Below are 14,813 nucleotides of genomic sequence, written 5' to 3' on the forward strand. Positions count from 1 at the left end.
CGATGTGGTCTGCCGGTGACGTGCAGAACAACTAATGGATCGATCTGGGCCTGATTTCTCAAGACCGGCGTCTAATGTCGGGCGTCGGCGGGAATGACTTGGCGGTCGGCAACGGCCGGCTCCCCATCAACAATAAGGAGAATGATCACAGTGGTTGAGGTACAAGGTACGTGTAATTCGCGGTTTGAGGCCGTGCGTGAAGCATTTCAGAACAACTTCGACAAGGGTCTGGACCTCGGTGCGTCGGTTGCAGTCGCGGTCGAGGGCGAGATCGTCGTCGACCTGTGGGGTGGACTGGCCGACGAGGCACAGAGGCGCCCGTGGGAGAAGGACACGATCACGAACACGTGGTCGACGACCAAGACAATGGCAGTCCTCTCAGCCCTGTTGATGATTGACCGGGGTGACCTGGACCTTGAGGCGCCGGTGGCTCGCTACTGGCCGGAGTTCGCCGCGGCAGGCAAGGACGGTGTGCTCGTCCGTCACGTCCTGAGCCACACCTCCGGGCTCGCGGGCTGGGATGAGCCGCTGAAGCCGGCCGATTTCGGTGACTTCGAGAAGATGACCTCGCTGCTGGCAGCTCAGGCTCCGTGGTGGACCCCGGGCGACGGTTCGGGCTACCACGGCTTCACCCACGGTTTCCTGATCGGTGAGCTCGTCCGCCGCGTGACCGGACAGGCCCTTCCGGACTTCTTCCGCAAGGAGTTGGCCGAGCCGCTGGGCGCCGACTTCCAGATCGTAGTGTCGGAGGCCGACTACGGCCGGATCAGTCCCGTCATCGCTCCGCCGCCGCTCTCCGAAGATCACCACGGCTTCGAAGACATGAACAGCATCGCCGCGCGGGCTCTCATGAACCCGGGGATCGGCGGAGATCATGCCAACGCCGACTGGTGGCGGCGAGCCGAGGTCGGCGCCGCGGGTGGGCACGGCAACGCCCGTTCGGTCGCGATGGTGCAGCGGGTGCTGTCGAACGGCGGCGAGATCAATGGGCGCCGCTATTTGTCACGCAAGACGTGTGAGAGCGTGTTTGCTCTTCAGGCCGATAACGTTGACCGGGTTACCGGCTTGGCCACGAGGTGGGGTGTCGGGTTCGCACTTCGGTCGGCCGGGCTTCCCCTTCCGGTCAACGATTCCACGTATTATTGGGGTGGTTGGGGTGGCTCGTTCGTAACGAATGACCTCGGCTCCAAGATGACAGTCGCCTACGTCATGAACCGTATGCAGAACACCGTCGTCGGCGATGAGCGCGGAGTCGCACTGTTCGAAGCCGCCCAACGGTCCGTCGCCGAAAACCCAGTGTGATGCGCGCGCTGCGCTTTTACAATTCTGGTGAACCGCCCCGCGTCGGAGTGGTCGACGTTCCTGTACCTGGTCCGGGTGAAGCGCTGCTCAGGATAACTGCCGCCGGGATGTGCCACTCTGACGAGTGGCTCATGAATATTCCGCGCGAAGACTGGGTGGCAGGTGGGGCAGTTCTGCCCATCACTCTCGGGCATGAAGCTGCGGGCGAGGTTGTCGCGGTGGGAAGCGGGGTCGAGAGCGTCGAGATCGGCGAATCGGTCTTGGTCTACGCTCCGTGGGGTTGCGGACGCTGTGTGTCTTGCGCTGTCGGCAGCGAGAACTTCTGTCGTCAGCAGGGCGGGCCACGGCCTCCGGGTATCAAGGTCGATGGAGCCATGGCGGAATACCTGCTCGTGCCGTCCGCACGACACTTGGTGCCCTTGGGCGATCTAGATCCGGTCGCGGCGGTTGCTCTAACCGATGCAGGACTGACTTCGTACCACGCAGTCAATGAGTGCATGCCGCAGCTGCGGCCCGGCGCCACAGCGTTGGTGCTCGGCATCGGCGGACTCGGGCATCTTGCGATACAGATCCTGCGCGCGATCGCGCCTGGCGTGACTGTCATCGCCGTCGACGCACGCCAAGACAAGCTCGACCATGCCATCGAACTGGGCGCACATCATGCCCTTTTGACGCACTCCGACAGCGAAGCTCGCATTCTCGAACTCACAAAAGGGGCGGGAGTCGACGTGGTCTTGGACATGGTTCGTGTCCAGCCCACAGTCGATCTCGGCCGCCGTGTCGTCGCGCGCGGTGGTGTCATCTCGTTGGTCGGGGCGGGTCCGGGGGTGCTTGAGGTGGCAGTCGGGCGGTTGCCAATGGGTGTTTCGGTGCTCAGGCCGTTCTGGGGGTCGCTCTCGGAGCTGTGGAACATTGTCGATCTGGCGCGCGCTGGTCAGATCCATGCGGAGTTTGAAACATATCCGCTTGAAGCAGGACCGGAAATCTACGAACGTTTGAAGTCCGGCGACGTGCGGGGCCGCGCCGTCTTGGTGCCCTAGATGAGTCAAACCGTTGACATTGGGTTGCGCACACCGTTGCAGATCGTGAGCAAGCAGAAGCCCGACGGCGAATGCAAGGTAGTCCGATGACGCTCCCCATCTCCACGTCGACACCGAGAAAGCCGATAGAGGATCGAGACGACGGGCTCGCTACCTCCTACGGTCAAGTTGGGTCCTCGGACTCAGGGAGAGGCCATGGACTTCGCTGGCGAAGGTCGCCGTCGGCCACAAGCCGGGGCCGGCATTGGTAGATCCTTTTTGTTCCGCTTCGCGACCGCGACGCCACGGTGCTCGTCTCGGACATCACCGGCGCAGGGCGTACGAAGAGCTCTTCGCCTCGACCTGACTCGGATGAGGCCCGCAATGCCGTGGCATCTCGCCCGGTAAGGCCCCAAGCCTGACCGAGTGACGTCGCCCGCGGCCGACAAGCTTGACATTCACACAAGGTGGTTGAGATATGACGCAGGATACGAGTGGGCAGTACGGCACGATCATTGTCGGGGGCGGGCATGGTGGGGCGCAAACAGCGGCCCAGTTGTGCGCCCGCGGCTACGAAAGCACGATTGCGGTCATAAGCAACGAGTCCGTGCCGCCGTATGATCGGCCCACGTTGTCGAAGGGCTATCTGGAGGGCAAGGTTGACTTCGAGGGCTTTCTCCTGCAGGAGACCAAGTTGTGGGCGGACTCTCGTGTGGATCTGCTGCTCGAGACGGAGGTGGTCGCGATCGAGCCGATGCAGCGCCTGGTTGTTACCTCCGACGGCCGTCGACTGGGCTATGAGAACCTGATCTGGTCGGCCGGCGGCAAGGCCCGTACGCTACCCGTACCAGGTGCCAATCTCGGAGGCGTGCATACGCTCCGCCGTTTTCGCGACGCCGAACGGCTAAGCGCCGACGTCAAGCGGGCGAAGGCGGCGGTGATTATCGGCGGTGGATACGTTGGGCTGGAGACGGCGGCCTCGCTGAGGAAGCGAGGACTGGCCGTGACGGTTGTGGAGGTCGCCGACCGGGTGCTCGCTCGTGTGACGAGCCCGCTAGTCGCTGACTATTTTGTTCGCCGTCACCGGGAGGCTGGTGTCCGTTTCCGCCTTGGGGTCGGCGTCGAGGAGTTCATCGGTGAGGGCGGCCGAGCGTCCGGCGTTCGGCTGTCCTCGGGGGAGGTCCTGCCTGCTGACCTCGTGGTCGTCGGTGTGGGTCTCATCCCGGAAATCGGACCGATGTCCGTTGCCGGTGCTGAGATCGGGAACGGAATCGAGGTAGACGAGCTGTGTCGGACGTCGTTGCCTGGGGTGTTCGCGATTGGGGACTGCGTAAGCTTTCCGATTCCGCTCTATGGAGGGCAGATGGTTCGTCTCGAGTCGGTTCAGAATGTCGTCGATCAGGCGAAGACGGTGTCCGACGCGATTCTTGGCGACCCGCGACCTTACGATCCGATCCCGTGGTTCTGGTCGAATCAGTTCGCCGAGCGCTTGCAGACCGCCGGTCTGCTGACCGGTTATGACGAGACGGTAGTGCGCGGCTCGACGGACCAAGGTGAGTTCAGCGTCATGTACCTCAAGAACTCGCAGATTCTCGCCATCGATGCCGTGAATAGCACGAAGGATTTCGTCCAGGGCAAGGCGATCCTCGGGATGGTTTACGAGGGCTCGCGCGCTGCCTTGGCCGATCCTGTGAACGGACTTCGGGCCGCGGTCACGACCCTGTCGGGAGTGGAGTAGCAGGTCGGGGTCGACAGTTCGCCTAGTACTTCAGTTGCGTTAATTTTGACTTCATCGTCGGTTCAATCGGACTTTCCGCCCTCGCCTGTTGGCAGACGTGGGCAGTGGGTCGAGGACCTGGCGGAAGTCGATGAGCTGATCAGGCACCGCTCCGCCCGCGCAGAACCCCGCACCAATGCTTTGCGTTGGGTGAGGGGCTGCTCTCGTACGAGAGCGGAAGAACCCACCGCCGGAACCTTCATGACAGTTCCGGACCCGGCGGTCCAGCTCCGTCCGCAGTGTTGCCTCGGACTGACTTCCACCCGGACTGACGCCGGCCAGAAGTTTTGCCCGTCTGGAGGAAGGAAAGCGATCGCGATGACCACTGTCGCGAAGTCCCCCGTTCGTCATCGGCAGTGCCGCCCAACACAGGGGCCGGCATGCGCAGGGCCATGGACTGGGCAGCATGGCGCACCGGCGGCGCCTGGCCTCCCTATGAGTGATCGAGGGCATCGGCAGCTATGGATCCCAGCTGGCGAACACTGTCGCCGGAGCGGGTTCTAAGGCTGTCGCAGCGCCGAGAACGCAGCCGCGCACGCCGCGGGGTCGGCAAGTCCGACCTATTGGATGCGGCAGCGATCGCGGCAGCCGCCCTCTCTCTCGACGCCAAGCCGATGATTGCGGCTCCCTCGTCAGGCCGAGGGCGTCCGTGCCGCGCTACCGGGTGCTAGTGGCGGCGAGGGAGCAGATGACGGTCGAGCGGACTTCCAAGGTGAACGCCCTGATCGCTCTGCTCCGAGTCGTACCGATCCACGGTCCTGGTCGCCTGGTCCCTTCCCGGACGGGCCAGGGATGAGGCCGCGTTTGCCGCCCTCGCCGGAGTGAACCCCATCCCGGCATCCTCGGGCAATACCACCCGGCACCGCTCAACCCCTGCGGGGACAGGCGTCTCAACCGTGCTCTAAGCGTCATCGCCACGGTCCGCATGGTCCACTGCCCCGAAACCCGCGCCTATGCCGTCAGGCGTCGCGCCTAAGGGAAGACAGGGCGCGAGATCCCCCGCTGCCTCAAGCGCTACCTCGACCGACGCCTCTACCGCCACCTCAGCAACGCCGCCTCCGCAAAATCGGGGGGAGGGGACGGGATATGGATGCTTCGTAGGGACGGGGGTCACGCTCAGTCGAAGCTGATGATGAAACGACCCCGCACCCCCCGTGCTGCCATGGCTCGGTGCGCCTCTGCGATGTCCTCGGGCGAGAGTCGCCGGACAATGCGCGGGACGATGATCCCTTCAGCAGCGGCATCCGCGACCTTCTGGAGCCCCTCACGGTCCTTGGCGAACCGGCTGACTCGGATTGTTGTCCCTCGATATCCCGCTCGATCGATCCAAGCCATGTCGTGACCACGATGACTTTGCCGGCGTCCTTGAGAGCTGGCAGAACGTGCTGGCCCAAAGATGCCCCGTCGATGACGCCATCGACCCCTGCCGGGTACAACGCACGCACCCGATCGGCGAGACCGTCCCCCCGGTGGACGACATGATCCGTCCCGAGGGATCTGACCGCATCGGCGTCTCCCGGCGCCGCGTCGGCGATTACCTCGAGGTGACGCTGCTTCGCGAACGGGATCACGTAGGAGGCCAACTGCCCCGCCCCGCCGGTTACCAGGAGGGAGCTTCCAGGCGCGAGATCCAATTCGCGGAGGGCAACAAGGGCGGTAAGGCCGTTCATTGGCAAGCAGGCAGCCTGCGCCATCGTTAGTCGGTCTGGGATGAGCACCGCCGACTCCTCGGGTACAACCGCATACTCGGCCTGCGCACCGTTGGCCGTGCCGAAAGGCGTCACTATTGCCATGACGCGATCACCGATGGTGAAATCTTTTACTCCGACGCCGAGCGCCTCGACGACCCCCGCGGCGTCCATTCCGGGCACCCAAGGCGGTGGACCCGTCATCGAGCCGTTCTCGCCGCGTCCGCGCATGCCGAGGTCGGTGGGGTTCACCGCTGCGGCGTGAACCCGAATTCGGATCTGACCACGACTCGGCTCTGGAATAGGAATGGCGACGACGGAGAGCACCTCTGGCCCGCCGCCTCGCGTGATCCCCACCGCGCGCATCGTGTTGCTCGTCATCGCTTTCTCAGGCGCCGGGGTCGTCATCGACGCAGATGATCGCTGCAGGACACACTGCTGCTGCGCGTCGAGCGGCCGCCTCACGTTCGGGCGATGGGCTATCGTTCAGGACGACGACGATGCCGTCCTCGTCCTGATCAAACAGGTCCGGTGCCTGAAGTACGCACATACCGCTGGCAATGCACTGGTCGGCATCAACACGAATCTTCATCATAGCTCTCCTCTTGCTCAGATCTACCAGGTAACCCGCAACGACTTCGGACCGCGCAACAATAGGCCTTCCCGCCAGTCGGGCGACGGGTCAACGGCGTCGAAACGGTCGAACCTGCGGAGGATCGATTTCAGCACAACACTGAGCTCCATCCGAGCGAGCTGCTGACCGAGGCAACCGTGCACACCGTATCCGAATCCGAGATGCGGGGCCTCATCTCGCGCAGCATCGAAGCGCTCCGGAGCATTGAAGACCGACTCGTCGAAATTGGCGGCGTGCACCCAGAAGATGACGCCCTCCCCCTCCTTGATCGTCACCCCGCCAATCTCGACATCCTGCATGGCAATTCGGCTACGCGGTCCCGTCCCCGCCGGAAGGAAGCGAACGAACTCCTCCAGCGCGTTCGGAATGAGGCTCTCATCGGCCTTCAGCTGCTGGAACAGCTGCTGCGAATGCGCTAGGAAGTAGAGCATTCCGCCCATGATGGCGGTCGTCGCATCGTGCCCTGCGGATAGCACCGTGAATCCTATGCTGTTGAGGTCGTCCTCCGTGAAGACCTCATTCGTTTGGGTATCGTGAATCAGCGCACCCAGGAGATCATCGGTCGGGTTCTGCCGGCGCCGTTTGATCACCTCCGCGAAGTACTCCTTGACGCTCAGGATGAGCCGGTCCCCTTCGACGGGGTCCGTGACGGAGCCGCCGATGAGAGCCTGCGTCGCCGGGACGAACCGGTCCCGCTCCTCGAAATTGACGCCGAGGAGACTGCAGATCACCGCGACGGGAACTATGTCTACGAACTCCTTGATGATGTCGACGCCCGGACCCATCGCAACGACGCGGTCGAGCTGTTCTTCGACATCATGGACGGTCTGAGGCTCGAGCGCCATGACTCGTTTGACGCTCAGATGCTTCGTCAGCAGACGACGGCGAGCGAGGTGCTCCTGGCCGTCGTACATCGAGATCGTCCGCGGCCACGGCGGCTTCGCACCGTTGTTTAGCCGCATGCGCGGAACATCCTTGCCGTGAACGTCCGTAGAGAAGAACGGAGACGACGTCATTTCTTTCACCTCGTCATATCCGAGCACCAACCAGCCGTCACCTCCGTAGGGCATGGTGGCGCGGATCACCGGTCCGTGCGCCTCCTTGAGCTCTTGGATCTCGCGCCGCAACGCGGTCGCGACGATCACGCTCTGGTTGCCGTCAATCTGATACACCGACTCGATCATCGCGATCCCTTTCGTCTTCGAACAATAGCGCCAGTATAGCGGACGCTACACTGGCGCTGTGGCGGCCGCTACATTGTGACACGAGAAGAGGCGGGGCAGTTTAGACGAGGAGCTGCGTCCAATTAGATCGAGAAGAGAGTGACATCCATCGACTGATCAACAATACGAACGGGCAGTAATAGGCGTAAACACCGGCGAGTGCACCATGTGGCTGCTTCAAGACCAACCAGCGTCAACCCCTGCCGCCCACGACCCGATCCGACCGCCGGCAACCCTGTTCAAGGCTTCAGATGCCACCCCCGACACCAGCGCATATGGCGCTCGAGCTCGAAGGATTCAGGTGAGCTGCCCGGGATAAGGGCGGTATGAGTTGGTCATAATTGATCCGCCGCGGGCTCGGGCCGTCTCCTGCTGCCGCTCTCCGGGGCGATGGACCATCGTATCGGTGACCATGGCGGTTTGCCGAGACGATCCACGACGAATAGACCGGCAGACACGTTGAGAACCAGCGAGCAGAAGGCCGCACCGACCGGAATTCCAACGATGCATCAAACGCTACCTAGCCTGCGGCGTTTACCGTACGCTTAACGCCGCCATTCCATGCCGAGCAGCTCTTGACAAGACATAGAAGAGTCATAGACGCCTACACAAGGGAGACACGCTCTAGTGTGTGAGCGGGATTCGGGCGCTAAGCGGGTCGAACTCAGCACCGGCAGGATAGAAGTCGAGCAGTCCTGCGCCGAATTCCGTCAGTACGGGGCGCATCGCGACAAAGTCCGTCGACGCATCGTTCTTCGTCGATTCCACCTCACCGAGCGAGAGCAGAGTGAGGCGCGAACCGGAGCCGGAGAACGCGTCAACCGATAGCGAGCTGCCTACGGCGTCGACGTGCATCCAGGGGTTGGCGAAAGTGAAGAGCATCATTCCGAAGTGCCCACTGAATTGCACAACGCCGCGAAATCGGACGACGCCCGAGCCAGTAGTCGAATCGAAGTCCGACGTGTCGTGAAGCGGGAAATGAAACTCCAGTTCCGGCGCGACGACTAAGCCGTCAGTGGCGATGGCACCGTCGGGGAGCCCGTCGACGTAGTCGATCAGACTACGCTTGATCCCCCACGCGAGGGTGAACTCGAAGACCTCTTCGCTAGGGCGTCCCATTCTCGAATCGTAACCTATCCTTGCCCAAGCCCGATATCTTTGACTCTTCGGACATTTGGGTGAGGGTGTCCCTTTTCTTCGTCAAGGGTCAGGCTGCCTTGATGGTGTTTCGTCGAAATCATGTCGCGGAGTCTGGCGAAGAGCACGTCGCAACGATGTCGAGCGAGGGCAATCAGCTTGGTTGTCGCGTTTTCCCAAGGCACGTTTCCGGACGTAGACTGAACCAGGCTGCTGGGTGCCTCGGTCGAGGCATGGCATTACGGCAAGCTGCTGGGGACCGGCAGCATAGACACCGTTACCCCGACTCTTCCGTCGCCTGGCTCATCTCCGATTCAAGTGGGGACCGATACCTTCTCGAAAAAGCCAATGGGATCGAGTTGCGGATCAGTCCGGACCAGTTCATCCGACGCATGGACCGAAGCAGCGGCACTGCTCAATGCGGTTGATGCAGCGCTCCGCCGGACCTAACGTCAGGTTTGGGCACACCTTGGCGCCTCCTCCGCAATCCCCGTCGCATATGCCGGTGCCAAACCGCGTACGAGCGGGAAGACCCGGGCACTCCCTAAGCAATACCCGTACTCCCGCCCCCCACACCACTTAGACCCGCGGCGCCCGGAACGGCGCCGCTGGAGACGGATGCCTCCGCCAAGGGAACCGCGGCACTCCCCTGCCGATGCTCTCGGGGCATCCGTTCAGTCAGTTGCTGCCGGCAGCCGCACCGGATCCGGGCCCATCCCCCTGCCGGGTCCGGATCCGGCTCCGACCAAAGCACCGTTTTCGAACGGAGACACCACTCCCAGCAAACCTCCTCCCCCGCTGTCGCTCAGCCGGTCCCTCACCGCAACAGCTTCCGGGGGCAATCGACGATCATGTCGCAGCGGTTCTAGTTCAGGGTGCTTTAGCCTAGGATCTCGACCATGCGGCCGGTTACCTAACCGGAGCCGTTCCCAGAGAAAAGCGACACCGCCATGCCCAAGCCGATTTTTCTCGTCCACGGCGCCTACACCGGCGCTGGATCTGGTTCCACGTCGTGACAGACCTATCGTCGGCGAGGCATGCGCCGGCTCGCCGGCTCGGCAGATCGAGGGTGTTGACCCGCAACCCGCGGCGCGCGGCCATGCACCCAGGGTGAGCAAACCCAACGAGCTCGCCGAGGTCATCGCGCGCTGCGACGACCCCGAGGGAAACGAGACGTGAGGTTCGCCGCGTTTCCGTGGTTCACCAATGAGCGATTGCCCCTGCCCGTGAAAAGCGCCCGCGCAGGCAGCTCAAGTGTTACATCTGACGGGCTTCTTGGGGGCTGTCAGAGTCCGGGTCTTATTTGGGATTTTGACGATCGCTGGTGAAACCCCATAGCGCCAGGCTTGGGATTATGAACCTCTTGCGGTGCGCGCACTCTCAGACCGGCTGCGTCCGCACGTCTGGGAACCGGCCCTCCGGTGCTTTCTTCGGTTCCAGATGTTCGGGGTCGGGGTGTTCTTTTATATCGCAGTTGTAGAACGGTCCTTGTGGGTCCAGGAGGACTCTCATGTGGTGATCTGCGTGGTCCCGCCACCAGACGCTCATGCCGGTGGCAGCGTCCAGCCGCAGGTGCTCCCAGGAACGCCACATGGCCGCCACACGTGAGACTGCTTCGGGGTGGAAGTACCACTCGATGCACCATTTCGCGGATTTCCCGGTGACGCTGCGGACGTACGTGGGCAGCAGCTGCTCGTGCAGGAATTCTTCGGCCGAACCGTAGACGAGCTCCGGTGTCTCCCCGGCCTTTCCGTCCTCGCTCTCGCCGGGACTGAGTGCGGGAGTGTCGGTATCGAATAATCCGAAATCATCTTCCATGAGGCAGGCGCTTCCTTACTTCGTGACCCAGGGATTAGCGTCCGGCGCGGCCGGGACCGGGACTGGCTCAACTTCGAGCTGCGGGCTGTACTTCTGGATGGACGCTTCCACGGCTTCCTTGTGCGTGCCCGTGTACCAGGGCAGTGTGCGCACCAGCGTTGCCGGTGCCCTCGAAGCGAGGACCACCGCGCGGCCGCGGTCGAGTTCAGCGAGGTTGGAGACATCGAAAATGCGTTCCTTGCCCTCCTACCGGGAGCGGCTGGACCCGGACTTGCCGGAAGAGACAGAGACATTGATGTAGCTGTAGTCACCGATCAGATCCGAGAGCGCCCGGAGGAATCCTTCTTCGGCCACGCCGCCGCCGTAGACCTTGACGTTCGCGGCGGACCAGATTTTGCGCATGTTCGCCTCGCCCCAGAGCTCGACGCCCTGGGACCAGGATTGCAGGATGCCCATGACGATCAGGCCCTTGGATCCGTAGAGGCTGAACTGGTCGGGCAACCCGGCCCAGCGGACGACGTTGGCCAGCTCGTCAAGGGCGAACAGCGCAGGCTTGGGCAGGCGTCCGCCGCTGCGCTCGGCGCGTTCTTCCATGGCCTCAGCGATGGCCACCGTCAGTGCCGTGGTGAGCGGAGCGGCCGAGCCGGCCCCTTCCTTGGAGAGGATGTAAATCGTCTCCTGTGAGGCAGCGAACGCGTGCGGGTTGAACTGACGGCGCCTATCGGTGGCCACGCTCGCGCCGCCAGTCGGGGCGACCCACCGCAGCGTGTTCCTGCTCTTGAGGCACTGAATCATTTTCTCGGCCGTGCCGAAGATGCCGTCGCGCTGTTTGTCTGCCAGTTCCAGCGTGGACTCCAGGCCTTTGTACTGCAGCTCGTAGTCATGTGTTTTGAGGATGTTGATGGGTTCGCGGTTTACCTGCTCCGTCACCCAGAGATAGACCTGCGTGATGGGCAGCCCGCCCAGTGCGGTCGCGAGGAAGTACGAGGAGAGAATGTCTTCGGCTTTGGGATCGAAGTAGGCGTCCGGCTTGGATCCCGGGACCCGTGAACCGACCGAGAAGTGCTGGGTGAGCTTGTAGGCCTTCTCTTCGTCCGTGACGTAGGAGAGCGGGTTCCACCACCAGTCCGGTTCCTCCTGGGCAATTTTCTGCGGATCGAACACCCACACCGGGGCCGTGGCCTCGCGGACGCCGCGGGTGCCGTCCACGACGTCGCGCTTGTTCGACGTCGAAACCACAGCCCCTTGTGCGTTCTGGATTGCGGGCATCACCCGGGAGGTCGACTTACCTGTTCGTGGTCCCCAGATATCGAGGCTGAGGTCTTCCCAGGACTGGATGAATTCCTGGTTGGTGGAGACGACCTGGCCCACGACGATACCGGGGTTGTCCTTTACCCCGAGTCGTCCGGCTTTGGCTGTTGCGCCTTTTCGGCGACCATGGCCAGGACGTTGAAGAGCAGGCGGCCGACGGGGTCAGTGGGGTAGTGCACGGATTCTCTGATGCTTAGCTTCACTTTCTTCTTCGTGAGCTCTTCGACGATGTCCCGGGCGTCGGGCAGGGATCGGGCGAGTCGGTCGAGTTTGGTGATGACCAAGGTGTCGTCGGCGCGGACTCCTGTGGCGCGTGAACTACGGCCAAAAGGGGGGGTGATACTAGTGAGGCCACCCCCACCCCGGTCGGGAACCGGGTACTACAGTGGGTGCATGGCTGCCAGCCGCAATCCGCTCGACGACCTGCGCGAAACCATCGGCCATCTGGCCGATCAGCTCAAGCTGCACGGTTCGGAGCGCGTCGACGACCTGGTCGGCGATCGCATCGGTGCGAGGCCTGGGCCGGCCCGGCCGCTGTCCGAGGTGCAGGCCGAGCTCGACACGCTGGTCGGACTGGAGACCGTGAAGGAACAGGTGCGGGCCCTCGTCGCACTGCTCCAGGTCCAGGCCCGCCGCAAGGCGCACGGCCTGCCGGAGGTGGCCACATCACAGCATCTGGTGTTCCTCGGAAACCCGGGGACGGGCAAGACCACCGTGGCGCGGCTCCTGGCCGAGATGTACCGCGCGGTCGGTCTACTGCAGAAAGGCCACCTGGTCGAGGTCGACCGTTCGGGCCTGGTGGGGCAGTACGTCGGCGCGACCGCCATCAAGACGGACCGGGTGATCCGGCGTGCGCTGGACGGCGTCCTGTTCATCGATGAGGCCTACGCGCTGGCCCCGGACGACGGCCGGGCGGACTTCGGCCCCGAGGCGATCGAGGTCCTGCTCAAGCGGATGGAGGACCACCGCCACCGCCTGGTCGTGATCGTGGCTGGGTACCCGCAGCTGATGGAGTCCTTCCTGCTCTCGAACCCCGGACTGCGCTCCCGATTCGCCCGGGAAATCACGTTCCCCGACTACTCCATCGACGAACTCCAGACGATCTTCCACCAGATGCTGGCCCAACACGAGTACACGCTGGAGCCGGGTGCGGACCAGATGCTGCGCCGCATTTTCACCGGGCTCCACGCGGGCGAGGACTCCGGCAACGCACGGTTCGCCCGTACGCTGTTCGAGCAGGCGCTCAACCGCCAGGCGCTGCGGCTGTCGCTGGACGAGGAACAAAGTTTCGATACGCTCGATCGTGAAGCCGTCATGATGCTCACCGAGGACGACATCGTCGAAGCCGCGCTGGCCTTGGGCGAGGAGCCGGAGCCGGAACCAACGCCGGAACCAGAGCAGTCACGCTGGCGGCGCTGGCTGGCCTGACCGGATCTGCGGCGGCTGTCAGGCGAATGCCGCGTTCGCTGCGGCTAGCGTGGCGCGCCTAGCATTCGACGACGTTGACGGCCAGGCCTCCCATCGCGGTTTCCTTGTACTTGGAGCTCATGTCCTTGCCGGTTTCGCGCATCGTGATGATGACTTCGTCCAGCGAGACGCGGTGCGTCCCGTCGCCCCAGAGCGCCATCTTGGCCGCGTTCACGGCTTTGGCGGCGCCGATGGCGTTGCGCTCGATGCAAGGGATCTGCACCAGGCCGCCGATCGGGTCGCAGGTCAGCCCCAGGTTGTGCTCCATGGCGATCTCGGCGGCGTTTTCCACCTGCGCGGGGCTGCCGCCCATCACCTCGGCTAGACCTGCGGCAGCCATGGAGGACGCGGAACCCACCTCGCCCTGGCAGCCGACCTCCGCGCCGGAGATGGAGGCCTGCTCCTTGTACAGGACCCCGACGGCGGCGGCCGCCAGCAGGAACTTCACGATGACGTCTTCCTTGTCCGCCTGCGTGGCCTTGTCCATGCCCGGCGCGTAGTGCGTGGCGTAGAACATGACCGCGGGAATGATGCCCGCCGCTCCGTTGGTTGGTGCGGTGACGACGCGGCCGCCCGAGGCGTTCTCTTCGTTCACGGCCAGGGCCACCAGGTTGACCCATTCCTGCCAGTACTTGTGGTCCCGGTCCTTGTCTTCCTTGCGCAGCCGCTCATGCCAGGCGGGGGCCCGGCGGCGGACGTTCAGCCCCCCGGGCAAGAGACCTTCGCGCTTGATGGCGGAGTCCTTGCATTCCTCCATCACCTGCCAGATGTGGATCAGGCCGGCACGGATGTCCGCCTCGGAGCGTGAGGCCTTCTCGTTGAGCATCATGATGTCGCTGATGCCCAGGCCGGTGTTGCGGCAGTGTTCCAGCAGTTCCGCCGCCGTCCGGAAGGGGTAGGGGAGCTCCTCCTTGGAGGCATTCAGTTCCCGCGCTGCCGCACTTTCCTCGCCGTCGCGGACCACGAAGCCGCCGCCCACGGAAAAGAACGTCGCCTCGTGAAGGATCGCGCCGGCGTCGTCGGTCACCTGGAATTTCATTCCGTTGGTGTGCCGGGGCAGCACGGTGAGCGGATGCTGCACCATGTCCTCAACCCGGTAGTCCAGGACCAGGCCGGCCGAGCCCTCGACCCGTGAGCACAACTGCAGCTCGCCGGTCGAGGCCATCTCTGCCAGACGGGATTCGACGTCGTCCGGCAGGATCTGTTCGGGCTGGAAACCTTCCAGCCCGAGCATCACCGCCGTGAAGGTGCCGTGGCCGCGGCCGGTAGCCGCGAGGGATCCGTACAGATCCACCCGCAGCCCGGCGACCCGGTCCAGCACACCGGTTGACACCAGTTCCCCGGCAAAGACGGCGGCTGCCCGCATCGGACCGACGGTGTGCGAACTGGAGGGACCGATGCCCACGGTGAAGAGGTCGAATACGCCGACAGCCATGA

12 protein-coding genes and 3 pseudogenes are annotated in these 14,813 nt (G+C 63.7%); 6 read left to right on the forward strand and 9 right to left on the reverse strand.

All coding sequences use genetic code 11. The features are described from left to right. Positions 1 to 192 precede the first annotated feature (192 nt). The 5 genes and pseudogenes from AC5RVS_RS03890 (at position 193) to AC5RVS_RS03910 (ending at position 5,798) form a co-directional block, all read left to right on the forward strand. The gene (locus AC5RVS_RS03890; RefSeq protein ID WP_494107183.1) at positions 193 to 1,302 is read left to right on the forward strand and encodes a serine hydrolase domain-containing protein; all 1,110 of its coding nucleotides are present in this window, start codon (positions 193 to 195) and stop codon (positions 1,300 to 1,302) included. Then, on the forward strand, positions 1,302 to 2,342 hold the full coding sequence (locus AC5RVS_RS03895) for an NAD(P)-dependent alcohol dehydrogenase (protein ID WP_494107315.1): 1,041 nt from the start codon (positions 1,302 to 1,304) through the stop codon (positions 2,340 to 2,342). The genes AC5RVS_RS03890 and AC5RVS_RS03895 overlap by 1 nt, the downstream gene beginning before the upstream one ends. A 457-nt stretch (positions 2,343 to 2,799) precedes the next feature. Next, positions 2,800 to 4,059, forward strand: a complete 1,260-nt coding sequence (locus tag AC5RVS_RS03900) for an NAD(P)/FAD-dependent oxidoreductase (protein ID WP_494107184.1) — start codon at positions 2,800 to 2,802, stop codon at positions 4,057 to 4,059. Between the two features lie 401 nt (positions 4,060 to 4,460). Continuing rightward, positions 4,461 to 5,146: pseudogene (locus AC5RVS_RS03905) on the forward strand (transposase); the annotation flags it as partial. 250 nt (positions 5,147 to 5,396) lie between these two features. Beyond that, positions 5,397 to 5,798: a hypothetical protein gene (locus AC5RVS_RS03910; protein WP_494107320.1), complete on the forward strand. Its 402-nt coding sequence runs from the start codon at positions 5,397 to 5,399 to the stop codon at positions 5,796 to 5,798. Between the two features lie 15 nt (positions 5,799 to 5,813). On the opposite strand, the pseudogene AC5RVS_RS03915 reads toward AC5RVS_RS03910, so the two are convergent. The 8 genes and pseudogenes from AC5RVS_RS03915 to AC5RVS_RS03950 all read right to left on the reverse strand — a co-directional run. Further along, a pseudogene (locus tag AC5RVS_RS03915) lies at positions 5,814 to 6,194 on the reverse strand (alcohol dehydrogenase catalytic domain-containing protein); the annotation flags it as partial. After that, the gene (locus tag AC5RVS_RS03920) at positions 6,175 to 6,381 is read right to left on the reverse strand and encodes a ferredoxin (protein WP_494107185.1); all 207 of its coding nucleotides are present in this window, start codon (positions 6,379 to 6,381) and stop codon (positions 6,175 to 6,177) included. The pseudogene AC5RVS_RS03915 and the gene AC5RVS_RS03920, both read right to left, overlap by 20 nt. A gap of 20 nt (positions 6,382 to 6,401) precedes the next feature. Continuing rightward, the gene (locus tag AC5RVS_RS03925) at positions 6,402 to 7,604 is read right to left on the reverse strand and encodes a cytochrome P450 (protein ID WP_494107186.1); all 1,203 of its coding nucleotides are present in this window, start codon (positions 7,602 to 7,604) and stop codon (positions 6,402 to 6,404) included. A 663-nt stretch (positions 7,605 to 8,267) separates the two neighbouring features. After that, entirely contained in the window at positions 8,268 to 8,762 is a 495-nt protein-coding gene (locus tag AC5RVS_RS03930; RefSeq protein WP_494107187.1) for an HtaA domain-containing protein, read from the reverse strand. A 1,398-nt stretch (positions 8,763 to 10,160) separates the two neighbouring features. Beyond that, the gene (locus tag AC5RVS_RS03935) at positions 10,161 to 10,598 is read right to left on the reverse strand and encodes a DUF4913 domain-containing protein (RefSeq protein WP_494107188.1); all 438 of its coding nucleotides are present in this window, start codon (positions 10,596 to 10,598) and stop codon (positions 10,161 to 10,163) included. A gap of 15 nt (positions 10,599 to 10,613) precedes the next feature. Beyond that, positions 10,614 to 10,751 (reverse strand): hypothetical protein, encoded by a 138-nt coding sequence (locus AC5RVS_RS03940; protein WP_494107189.1) that lies wholly within the window; start codon positions 10,749 to 10,751, stop codon positions 10,614 to 10,616. A gap of 93 nt (positions 10,752 to 10,844) precedes the next feature. Beyond that, positions 10,845 to 11,969 (reverse strand): type IV secretory system conjugative DNA transfer family protein, encoded by a 1,125-nt coding sequence (locus tag AC5RVS_RS03945; RefSeq protein WP_494107190.1) that lies wholly within the window; start codon positions 11,967 to 11,969, stop codon positions 10,845 to 10,847. 56 nt (positions 11,970 to 12,025) lie between these two features. After that, positions 12,026 to 12,208 (reverse strand): annotated as a pseudogene (locus tag AC5RVS_RS03950) (recombinase family protein); the annotation flags it as partial. Between the two features lie 94 nt (positions 12,209 to 12,302). On the opposite strand from AC5RVS_RS03950, the gene AC5RVS_RS03955 reads away from it, so the two are divergent. Further along, on the forward strand, positions 12,303 to 13,337 hold the full coding sequence (locus tag AC5RVS_RS03955) for an AAA family ATPase (RefSeq protein WP_494107191.1): 1,035 nt from the start codon (positions 12,303 to 12,305) through the stop codon (positions 13,335 to 13,337). Positions 13,338 to 13,395: 58 nt separating this feature from the next. Here AC5RVS_RS03955 and AC5RVS_RS03960 read toward each other — a convergent pair whose 3' ends face one another. Then, positions 13,396 to 14,811, reverse strand: a complete 1,416-nt coding sequence (locus AC5RVS_RS03960) for an L-serine ammonia-lyase (protein WP_494107192.1) — start codon at positions 14,809 to 14,811, stop codon at positions 13,396 to 13,398. Between the last annotated feature and the right edge of the window lie 2 nt (positions 14,812 to 14,813).

It is taken from the genome of Arthrobacter sp. Y3221048, from assembly GCF_059092685.1.

Coding starts and splice junctions, on each gene's coding strand:
- AC5RVS_RS03895 (WP_494107315.1), top strand. CDS start 1,302: ATGCGCGCGCTGCGCTTTTACAATTCTGGTGAACCGCCCCGCGTCGGA.
- AC5RVS_RS03900 (WP_494107184.1), top strand. CDS start 2,800: ATGACGCAGGATACGAGTGGGCAGTACGGCACGATCATTGTCGGGGGC.
- AC5RVS_RS03920 (WP_494107185.1), bottom strand. CDS start 6,381: ATGATGAAGATTCGTGTTGATGCCGACCAGTGCATTGCCAGCGGTATG.
- AC5RVS_RS03925 (WP_494107186.1), bottom strand. CDS start 7,604: ATGATCGAGTCGGTGTATCAGATTGACGGCAACCAGAGCGTGATCGTC.
- AC5RVS_RS03930 (WP_494107187.1), bottom strand. CDS start 8,762: ATGGGACGCCCTAGCGAAGAGGTCTTCGAGTTCACCCTCGCGTGGGGG.
- AC5RVS_RS03935 (WP_494107188.1), bottom strand. CDS start 10,598: ATGGAAGATGATTTCGGATTATTCGATACCGACACTCCCGCACTCAGT.
- AC5RVS_RS03955 (WP_494107191.1), top strand. CDS start 12,303: ATGGCTGCCAGCCGCAATCCGCTCGACGACCTGCGCGAAACCATCGGC.
- AC5RVS_RS03960 (WP_494107192.1), bottom strand. CDS start 14,811: ATGGCTGTCGGCGTATTCGACCTCTTCACCGTGGGCATCGGTCCCTCC.